The organism is Bradyrhizobium sp. NAS96.2 (assembly GCF_001908235.1).
Lineage (GTDB): Bacteria > Pseudomonadota > Alphaproteobacteria > Rhizobiales > Xanthobacteraceae > Bradyrhizobium.
Window position 1 is genome coordinate 1 of sequence record NZ_LGHK01000248.1, and the last position, 9,766, is coordinate 9,766.

9 protein-coding genes are annotated in these 9,766 nt (G+C 64.2%); 3 read left to right on the forward strand and 6 right to left on the reverse strand.

The window, feature by feature from the left end; all coding sequences use genetic code 11:
- Positions 1-234: hypothetical protein (locus AC628_RS44500; protein WP_168193525.1), on the forward strand; the 234-nt coding region annotated here is incomplete at its 5' end.
- Between the two features lie 90 nt (positions 235-324).
- Here the strand turns inward: AC628_RS44500 and AC628_RS46260 are convergent.
- Entirely contained in the window at positions 325-732 is a 408-nt protein-coding gene (locus AC628_RS46260) for a hypothetical protein (protein ID WP_074131682.1), read from the reverse strand.
- Between the two features lie 208 nt (positions 733-940).
- Here AC628_RS46260 and AC628_RS37505 point away from each other — a divergent pair, with 208 nt between their 5' ends.
- Together AC628_RS37505 and AC628_RS37510 are read left to right on the forward strand one after the other, a co-directional pair.
- On the forward strand, positions 941-2,128 hold the full coding sequence (locus AC628_RS37505; RefSeq protein ID WP_074131683.1) for an NADH:flavin oxidoreductase/NADH oxidase: 1,188 nt from the start codon (positions 941-943) through the stop codon (positions 2,126-2,128).
- 186 nt (positions 2,129-2,314) lie between these two features.
- Positions 2,315-3,667: a S41 family peptidase gene (locus tag AC628_RS37510; protein ID WP_074131684.1), complete on the forward strand. Its 1,353-nt coding sequence runs from the start codon at positions 2,315-2,317 to the stop codon at positions 3,665-3,667.
- 178 nt (positions 3,668-3,845) lie between these two features.
- On the opposite strand, the gene copD is transcribed toward AC628_RS37510, so the two are convergent.
- From copD to AC628_RS37535, 5 genes are all read right to left on the reverse strand, one after another.
- Positions 3,846-4,775 (reverse strand): copper homeostasis membrane protein CopD, encoded by a 930-nt coding sequence (copD, locus tag AC628_RS37515; protein ID WP_245321523.1) that lies wholly within the window; start codon positions 4,773-4,775, stop codon positions 3,846-3,848.
- 39 nt (positions 4,776-4,814) lie between these two features.
- Positions 4,815-5,171, reverse strand: coding sequence for a copper resistance CopC family protein (locus tag AC628_RS37520; protein WP_074131686.1), 357 nt, complete (start codon positions 5,169-5,171; stop codon positions 4,815-4,817).
- 2 nt (positions 5,172-5,173) lie between these two features.
- Positions 5,174-6,151 carry a hypothetical protein gene (locus AC628_RS37525; protein ID WP_245321525.1) on the reverse strand — a complete coding sequence of 326 codons (978 nt, stop codon included), beginning with the start codon at positions 6,149-6,151 and terminating at the stop codon, positions 5,174-5,176.
- An 84-nt stretch (positions 6,152-6,235) separates the two neighbouring features.
- The gene (locus AC628_RS37530; protein ID WP_074131688.1) at positions 6,236-6,607 is read right to left on the reverse strand and encodes a DUF2946 domain-containing protein; all 372 of its coding nucleotides are present in this window, start codon (positions 6,605-6,607) and stop codon (positions 6,236-6,238) included.
- Between the two features lie 161 nt (positions 6,608-6,768).
- Positions 6,769-9,501, reverse strand: a complete 2,733-nt coding sequence (locus AC628_RS37535) for a bifunctional diguanylate cyclase/phosphodiesterase (RefSeq protein ID WP_074131689.1) — start codon at positions 9,499-9,501, stop codon at positions 6,769-6,771.
- Between the last annotated feature and the right edge of the window lie 265 nt (positions 9,502-9,766).

Consider the following 9,766-nt stretch of genomic DNA (forward strand, 5'->3'; position numbering starts at 1 on the left):
GTACCGGCCTCCAAAGGCTTCCCGGGCCATATTCCGCGTGCAACTGATTTTCCTGGTTATGCCGATTGTTGTTCGGAGCTGAAATTGAATCACGACACATTGGCCAAGCTCACCATCACCATCATTGTCCTGGTCGCGCTGCTGGTGTGGCGCGTCGGCGACCAGAAGAAAGCGATTGCCTGCGGCGCGAACTGCCCGACGGATGTGTCGGCGAACCGGAAACCTGCTCAGTAGGATCAGAACGGCGCCGATCCGCAGCGTAATTCAGGCGACGCCGATCAGCCTCATTGATCGGCGTCGCTTCCGTTGAAGACGGGCAGGGCGTTAGCGTTTCGCAGGCTCGCCGCTCTTGTTGCCGGGCAATCCCTTGACGTTCGAAGGATCCTGTTGCCGAACATGCTGGTTCTGCGAATTCGAGCCCACCGTGCTTTGTCCCTTGGCCGGCGGCCCGTTCTTGTTGCCCGGAGCTCCGCTGATTCCGGTCCCGGAATTCTGGGCGCTCGGAGATGTCGCGGCATTCGTGGAATCGGTTGTGGCATCGGGGCGTCCCGGAGGCGTGGCGGCCGCGCCGGGTCTATCCTGGTTGCCGACATAACCGGATTCACCGGAATTGCGAGTCTTGGCCCCCTTGTCGGCCTCGTTTTGCAGATTCTGGGCAGCTGCCTGTCCCGTGATCATCGGGCCGGTTGCCATGACACCGGCGATGAACAACGCGATTGTGCTGGTCCTCATGAGTTTCCTCCTTCGGGTTGCCAGAGACAACGCGCGCGGCGATCATGATTTCCTCCGCGCGCAATAATTTCGATGCGGTGGAACAGACAATTTCGACGAACGCGCCTGGCCACGGCGTGCCTCTATCGGCCAGAGCACGGTGCGTATATCGTCGGCACCAGACACAAGATCGGCCCGCGCACGGGTAACGACGCCAGACGAGGAAGCGATGTCCGACATGCTGCTGTTTTCGCCGCTGACCATCCGCGGCGTCACGCTGAAGAACCGCATCGTGGTGCCGCCGATGCATCAATATTCGGCAGAGAAGGGCTTTCCGACCGACTGGCATCTGATGAATGCCGGCAAGTTCGCCGCCGGCGGCGCCGGTCTCGTGATCGTCGAATCGACCAAGGTCGAGCGCCGCGGCTGCGGCACCACCGGCGATCTCGGCATCTGGGACGACAAGTTCATCGCGCCGCTCAGCCGTGTCGCGGGCTTCATCAAGCAGCAGAACGCGGTCGCCGGCATCCAGCTCGGTCATTCCGGCCGCAAGGCGCGCGCGAGCCGCCCCTGGGAGGGCGATCGTCCGCTCGAGCGCAGCGCCGAGATCGAGGATTGGGATGCCTGGACGCCGGTGGCGCCGAGCGCGATTGCCCATAGCGAGCGCTGGCCGGTGCCGCGGGCCCTGGAGACGCACGAGGTGAAGGACCTCGTCGCGGCCTGGGGGCAGGCGGCGCGGCGCGCGCACGAGGCCGGCTTCGATGTGCTCGAACTGCACGGCGCCCACGGCTATCTCGTGCACGAATTCCTCTCCGGGCGCTCCAACCAGCGCAGCGACGAATATGGCGGCTCCGAAGCCAACCGGATGCGCTTCCTGATCGAGGTGACCGAGGCGGTGCGCGCGCACTGGCCGGATCACAAGCCGCTGTTCGTGCGGCTGTCGGTCGAGGACAATGCCGGCTGGGGCCCGGAGCAGAGCGCCCGGCTGGCGGCGATCCTGAGGTCCAAGGGCGTCGACGTGATCGACTGCTCGTCGGGCGGAATCAGCGAGCTGGCGCCGATCCTGGGCAAGGAGATCAAATACAACTATCAGGTGCCGCTGGCGGAATATGTCCGCGCCCATGCCGATATCATGACCATGGCGGTCGGCCTGATCATTCACGGTGACCAGGCTGAGCACATCCTGCGTGATAAACAAGCAGATTTGATCGCGGTCGGCCGGGAAATCCTCAATAACCCAAACTGGCCGATGGACGCCGCGTTGAAACTCGGGGTTGAAGGGCCATTTCGTAATGTTCCACCGCAGTTTGGCTATTGGCTGGGCACCCGGGCCAAGCGCGGATTCGGGACCCGGCCGTCGACCTGGCAGAACGGGTTGCGGGAGGCTGGGCCAGAGGCCGACCGGGAGCTGACTTGAGGCTGACTGGGTGCTGACTAAGTTGTTGATTTGGCGCTGACCAAGGCATCGTGACAGGACCGTAATGGTCCGGGGACGGGGCGGCCTTGATCCGACCAAAAAGCCGTTGTGTGGTGCCCCGCGTCGGGGTGAGGTGGGCCGTATGTTGCGAAACGTTGCCGGCCGCTAGCGAAGGGATCACGGATAATGCGCAAACATGTTGGCTTCTTCCTCGGGACGGTTGCGGGAGCGTGTCTCACCCTGCTCGTGGCCTCGCCGCAGGGGGCGCATCTGTTCGCCGTCGCCAATGCCGCCGCGCATTCCGACAACACCTATTCGCAGCTCAATCTGTTCGGCGAGGTGTTCGAGAAGGTCAAGACCGACTACGTCGAGAAGCCCGAGGACTCCAAGCTCGTCGAGGGCGCGATCAACGGCATGATCTCCTCGCTCGATCCGCACTCCCGCTACATGAACGAGAAGGGCTGGGCGGAGATGCAGGAGACCACGCATGGCGAGTTCGGCGGGCTCGGCATCGAGGTCACGATGGAGGACGGCTTCGTCAAGGTGGTGGCGCCGATCGACGACACGCCGGCCTCGCGCGCCGGCATCATGTCGGGCGACGTGATCACCTCGATCGACGATGACCAGATCCAGGGCCTGACGCTCGACCAGGCCGTCAACAAGATGAAGGGCGCGCCCAACAGCTCGATCCGGCTGAAGATCGTCCGCAAGGACGCCGACAAGCCGATCGAGGTCTCGATCACCCGCGAGATCATCCGCGTCCGCCCGGTGAAGTATCACGTCGAGGGCGGCGACATCGGCTATATCCGCATCACCTCGTTCAACGAGCAGACCACCGAGGGCCTGCGCAAGGCGATCGGCGAGATCCAGAAGGAAGTCCCGCAGGACAAGCTCGCCGGCTATGTCGTCGACCTGCGCAACAATCCGGGCGGCCTGCTCGACCAGGCGGTCTCGGTGACCTCGACGCTGATGCAGCGCGGTGAGGTGGTCTCGACCCGCGGCCGCAATCCGGAAGAGACCCAGCGCTTCACCGCCCATGGCGGCGACATGACCAAGGGCAAGCCGCTCGTCGTGCTGATCAATGGCGGTTCGGCCTCGGCCTCGGAGATCGTCGCGGGCGCGCTGCACGACCACAAGCGCGCGACCCTGATCGGCACCCGCTCGTTCGGCAAGGGCTCGGTGCAGACCATCATTCCGCTCGGCGCCGGCAACGGCGCGCTGGCGCTGACCACGGCGCGCTATTTCACGCCGTCCGGCCACTCGATCCAGGCGCTTGGCATCAAGCCCGACATCGAGGTGCTGCAGGACGTGCCCGACGAGTTCAAGACCCGCTCCGAGATCAAGGGCGAGGCCTCGATGCGCGGACATCTCTCCGCCGAGGGCGCCGAGCAGACTGGCTCGCAGTCCTATGTCCCGCCGGACGAGAAGAACGACAAGGCGCTGGCGGCGGCGTTCAACCAGCTGCGCGGCGTCACTGTCAACGCCGACGCCAAGAACGCCGACACCAAGGCCGCGCAGAAGCGGCCGGTGCCGAACTAGCCCGTGAACCCATAGGGTCTACCGGGCGGATGGCTTGCCGCTATCCCGCGATAGCGACTGGATTTCGTAACGACGCGGTGGACCAGAAGCGGAAGTCTTGCCGATGACTGCTTCTGGCACAAAAGACGGACTTCCAAATTTTGTAGCGGCGAGAAGGGTAGCTTCGATAAGCTGGTGATCAAGGGGACGCCGGGTCGATGAGGTGGACGGCCGGATGCAAGGTTCCGAGCACCCCGACAATGACGAGGATACCCAGCCCGAGTGTTGCCTCAATCGCACTGTTGCGGATCAGTTGACGAAGCGCGATAGACGATTGTTCGCTTCCAATGGTCGCGATCTGTGGTGTCAAGCGAAGACGGTTGATCGCAGCGAAGGCGAGCATCACCGCGAAGATCGCCAATTTGAGTAATAGCACTCGCCCATATTCAGTGCCGACGAGCCCACGCAGCGAACCGACCAGAATGCCGGCATTGACGACGCCGCTGAGCAGGATGGTTGCAACGCTGACGATGCCCATCGTTGAAAACCGTTCGATCGCATCGCGGACGAGCGACATGTTTTCCCGTATCTGGGCGGTTGCCAGGAAAATGATCAGTGAAACGAGGCCGCCGATCCAGGCTGCCGCGGCCGTTGCATGCAGCGCATCCGCTGTCAGATGCAGATAGCCGGACGCACCAATGGTCGAGCCGGCATGGCCGGTCCAGGCAAGACTGCCGACAAGCCCGACCGCCATCGCAAGCCGCAGCCATCGTGCGGCCGCCGCGCCGTCATAGGCGAGGCTCGCTGCGAGGCAGATCGCAAGACCCGCGCGAATGGTGGTCACCTCACCGAATTGGGTTTCGTCGACGACCGTCGAGAGCACTTCCCCAGTCAGTGCTTCGTTCAGCGGCATACCGCTCATCGACGCCGCCTGCAGCAACAGCCACATCGCGCCGGAGATCATCGCGACGACAAGGCTGGTCCATATTCCCCACCGTGCCCGACTTCGGAGCGAAGTTGCCGCAGCGGCATGGTGCCGTAAGACGGGCGTCGCGATGAGCACGCCGAAGATAACACCTCCAGCCGTTACCGATGTCGCCGCGAAGTGTACGGCGCGCGTCGCGATCATCGGCATTCCTGCTGCGAACCAATCCATCGCAACAGTGCTTTATCGACCGACCTGGAAGGTGAAGTTCCCATCGGTCGTGTGGGTGTCCACGGACAACACGTGCCAATTGACGTGGTAGGTCCCAACACCGCCGCCCTTCAACGGGACCGACATCTGGTTGCCGTTGACCCGCGCCTTTCCGGCATCGACGCGCTGGCCCGAAGGACCGGTGACCGTGACCGAACTGAACGCTGGCTCCAGCTTCTGGGTGAAGTAGAGCGTAACCTCGCGCGGCGGACTCGGCACCTTGTTGCCGACCCGCGGCTCGGCACGGTCCAGAAAGGCGTGGGCGTCTGCCTTTCCCGTCGCAAGCGACAACAGCAGTGCGATGATCCAGATGAGAGATGAGCGTCGCATGATCAATTCCCCGCAAAAGGACGCGCAGGCTGCACAGGTCCACCAAAGATCGGTCTGCCGATGCCGTGTGGATCGATATCGTCGAGATACAGATGGAGCTGGGCGATCACGCCGACGCGGGTCCCGCTTTGCCGATTGATTGGGATGAGCGCCTCGACACCGAGCTGATAAGTGTTTCCGACCCAGAGAACGCCGGGGTTGATCGTCCCGGTCGTCATCGTGCCCGATGTTAGCGTGTTGGCGACCGGCGTCTGCATCGTGGCCTCGACCAGCGGGATCAGATGATTGACGACATCCGGCAGCCCGAGATCGACGACCGCAGACTTTAGATAAGGCATGCTGTACTGGATCGTGCCACCCCAGTTCAGCACCCGTGGATGAAATTCGGTATCGGCGGTCATCTCGCCCGTGTCGGGATCGACGCCGAAGGTCGTGGTGGAACGCCTGCCGGGGATGGCGTAGCCGACCTGTCCGGTGACCGCGACGGGACGCAGCCAGGACAGGGTGTCGGGCAGGTCGCCAAAACCTTTGCCGAAATAGACCGTCGGCGTGTAGGTGTTGAACGGATCGGATCCGACGCTATCGGCGCCGGTGCCGCCCCATTCGACGCTCAGCCCGAGCGACATAACGAATTCATGCTCCGGGTTCTTGAAGACCCGATACTTGAAAGTCGTATCGAGATTCTGAAATCCGTGAGCGCCGATCCCGGTGGGCCCGCCCGGCGGACTGAAGACGCTGTAGGTCGAGCCGATCGAGATCGCAAACGCTTCCGTAATCCGCTTGGAAAATTCACCGGAGAAGTCACGCTGTCGAAATGACGGATCGTCGCCAGTGTTGAAACTTGACACGGTTGGCAGTGAAAGCTCGTCATTCACGCCGGGATCGTCGATGCCGAGCGTGGCAGGAAAAAAGCGGTTGCCGACGATTTCGTGGGCGGTACTTCCAGAAAGCGGAGCGAGCGCGAGTGCGAGCCCCGGCAAGGCTGCGCGCGCATGACGGATAAGCATGGGAATCTCCGCGGGCGTTGATGTGCAAAGGTCTCAGCGGCCGGTGGCCGCGGCGCTTTACGACAGAAACGGCGGAGCGCGCGCTTGGGCCTCGGAAGCGGTTCTCGAACCGGACAGATCCGGCGCGAAATCCTGCCAGGGGGCCTGGCTCGTCACGCGATCGACCGCGATCGCGACTGATGCCTGCGGGGTGCCGATCGGGGCGCCGGTCTGCAGCACGCTGCAGAGGCCGCAGCAGTCATTGTCCGCGCGGTGTCCGGTCTGATCCTGCGCGGCCCCTTGGGCCACACTGCCATGGCAGATGATCGCACCAGCAAGTGGATCGGAGGTCGCAAGGCTCGCCGCCCAGCACGCACCGATCGGTGCAAAGATCTGCACCAACAGGGCAACCAGGACTATCGGTAGAAGACTCTTCAGCCGTTGGCGCATCGGTCCCCACTCTGGCGACAAGCTATCGCAAGGCCGAGCCACCGTCGAGCCAAGGGGCAATGCCCAGGCGCAGGAAGGAGGGCGGCCTCACGATTTGTGGGGTGTGTTGTGCGCCGGCAACGGCGCCTGCCGCTCCAGGAGGCGCGGATACCGAGAATCCCTCAGGCCATGCGAGCGAACGGCCTGCGCCTGCCAGGCTGGCTGGACCCCGCGGCGGGGCCGCGGCGATGCCCGGCCAGCAGCTCGCGGATCTGGGCGGCCGGCTTCGGCGCGCTGAACAGATAGCCCTGCATTTCCGAACAGCCGAGCTCGCGCAGCAATTGCTGCTGCTGCGCGGTCTCGACGCCTTCCGCCGTGGTCGTCATGCTGCGCTCGGCCGCGATGTTGACGACGGCCTCGACGATGCCGGCCGAGCCTTGCGGGTCGGCGATGTCGGTGACGAAGCAGCGGTCGATCTTGATCTTGTCGAACGGGAAGCGCTTCAGATAGCTCAGCGACGAATAGCCGGTGCCGAAATCGTCGAGCGCGATCCGGATGCCAATGGCGCGGAGCTGGTGCAGTGCGGCCAGCGCGGTCTCGTCGTCGCGGATCAGCACGGCCTCGGTGATCTCGAGCTCGAGCCGGCCGGCTGACAGGCCGGACGCTGCGAGCGCCGCGATCACCTTGAGCGCCAGCGTGCCGCTGCGGAACTGGACCGGCGAGACGTTGACCGCGAGCCTGATGTGATCGGGCCAGTTCACGGCCTCCTTGCAGGCCGTCATCAGCACCCATTCGCCGAGCTGGTTGATCAGGCCGGTCTCCTCGGCGATCGGCACGAACTCGGCCGGCGAGATCATGCCGCGCACCGGATGGCGCCAGCGCACCAGCGCCTCGCAGCCGGTGATCTCGTTGCTGCGCAGGTCGACGCAGGGCTGGTAATACACTTCGAGCCCGCTGCCCGCGGCGATGGTCTGCCGCAGCTCCATCTCGAGCTCGCGGCGGGCGCGGGCGTCGGCGTCCATCGCCGGCTCGAAGAAGCGCGCGACGCGCCGGCCGGCCGACTTCGCCGCATACATCGCCAGGTCGGCGTTCTTCATGATCTGGTCGAGATCGGTGCCGTCCTTTGGCGCCAGCGCAATGCCGATGCTGGCGTCGGTCGTGACCTGGTGGCCGAGGCATTGATAGGGCGAGCGGATCACCTCGTAGATGCGCGCGACGAGGTCGCTGACCTCGAGCTCGCTCTTCACGCCGGTCTGCACGATCGCGAATTCGTCGCCGCCGAGCCGCGCCACGAAATCGCCGTCGCCGATCACGCCGCTCAGCGTCCGCGCGACGGATTTGAGCAGTTCATCGCCGACCATGTGGCCGAGTGAGTCGTTGACGCCCTTGAATTCGTCGATGTCGATATAGAGCACCGCGAGCTGGCTGTCGGGCGTGACATGCGTCAGCTCCCGCTTGATCTCCTCGTGGAACAGCGCGCGGTTCGGCAGGTCGGTCAGCGCGTCGTAGTGGGCAAGATGCGTGATGCGCTCCTCGGTGCGGCGGCGCTCGGTGACGTCCTCATGGGTCGCAAGCCAGCCGCCATCGGCCAGCGGCTCGTTGACGACCTGGATCGAGCGCCCGTCGGGCGTCGTGATCACCATGGTGTTGCGAACGCCGACGTCGCGCAGCACGAGGTTGACGTAGCGTTCGACGTCGCCCTGGAACGAGCCGGTCAGGTGGCGATGCACGATGACGTCGCGGAAGCTGCAGCCGGGCCGGATGACGTCGGCGGACAATCCGTACATTTCGATATAGCGCTTGTTGCAGATCACCAGCCGTTGCGCGGCATCGAACAGCAACAGCCCCTGCGTCATGTTGTTGACGGCAGTGTCGAGCCGGAGCTTCTCCAGCGTCAGGCGCTGCTGCTGGGTGCGGTGCTGCTGCAACAGCTTGCGCACCACCAGCGTCAGCAGGATCGCGATCGCCAGCACCGATGCCGCGGTCACCGCGATCAGCATACCGATCTGCTCACGCCAGTTGGCGAGCGCCGCTTCCGTGGTGGTCGTGGCGACGACAACGATCGGGAATTTGGTGAGCGCCCGCGACGACACCAGGCGGTCCTTGCCGTCGACCGGGCTGGTCAGCCGCGAGGTGCTCTCGGGCCGTTCGAACACCTGCTGCTGGTTGGCCGGGCCGGCGCGGAAATTCTTCCCGATCATCTCCTCGACATGGGGATAGCGCGCCAGCAGCGTGCCGTCGCGATGGTGCATCGCGATCGCGGCGCCTTCGCCGAGCGCAACGGTCGAGAAGAATTTCTCGAAAGTCGCCGGCTCGATGCCGCGTCCGACCACGCCAAGGAACTCGCCATGCGGACCGGTGACCTTGCGGACGATGGCGGTGGTCCAGTTGCCGCTGACGCGGCTGACCACCGGCGCGACCTGCATGTCAGGCGAGTAGGGGCTCGACTTGAAGATCTGGAAATAGCTGCGGTCGGCGATGCTGACCTGCGGCAGCGGCCAGGCGCCCGAGCTGTTGATCAGCACGCCGTCGGCGTCGAACACGTTGAGGCTGCCGACATTGGACAGCGCATCCATCTTGGACTTCAGCATCGCATGGATGTCGGCGGACGACATCCGGCGCTTGTAGTTCTCAGAAGTCGCGATGCCGTTGTCGCGCATGAACGCGATCAGGTCGCGCTGGACCACTTCGAGATCGTCGAGCTGCTGGTCGAAATGCCGCGCCAGCAGCAGCACGGTGTTCTCGAGCTCACGCTCGCTGTTGTGCAGGGCGCGCTCGCGAAAATTCTCGGCCATCAGGGTGGCGCCGATCGCGATCGCAGCCATCAGCACGGCGCCGCCGAGGATCAGCCAGCGGATCGGGCCGCTGCCGATCACCGAGGTGATGTTGAACGAGGCGCTGCCGTTTGGATTCATGTGTCGCTATCGCTTCCAGGCGTTTCACCCGGAAGTAGGTTTCGCGCACCTCCGGCCCGCGAAAGTCGTATCCAAACGAAATGGAGCGCGGGTTAGCGAGATTGGTTAACGAATGGTTGCGGACATTGGCGGTTGGACTGCGCTCGGCTCTGTCACCGTCATCCTGAGCAACCGTTAGCTTGCGGGGTGCATCGGCTGCCACGGAGTGCCGCGAGCGACGACAGTATTGATGAAGATGAGGAGCTTACGGGCGCAGGCGACGAGA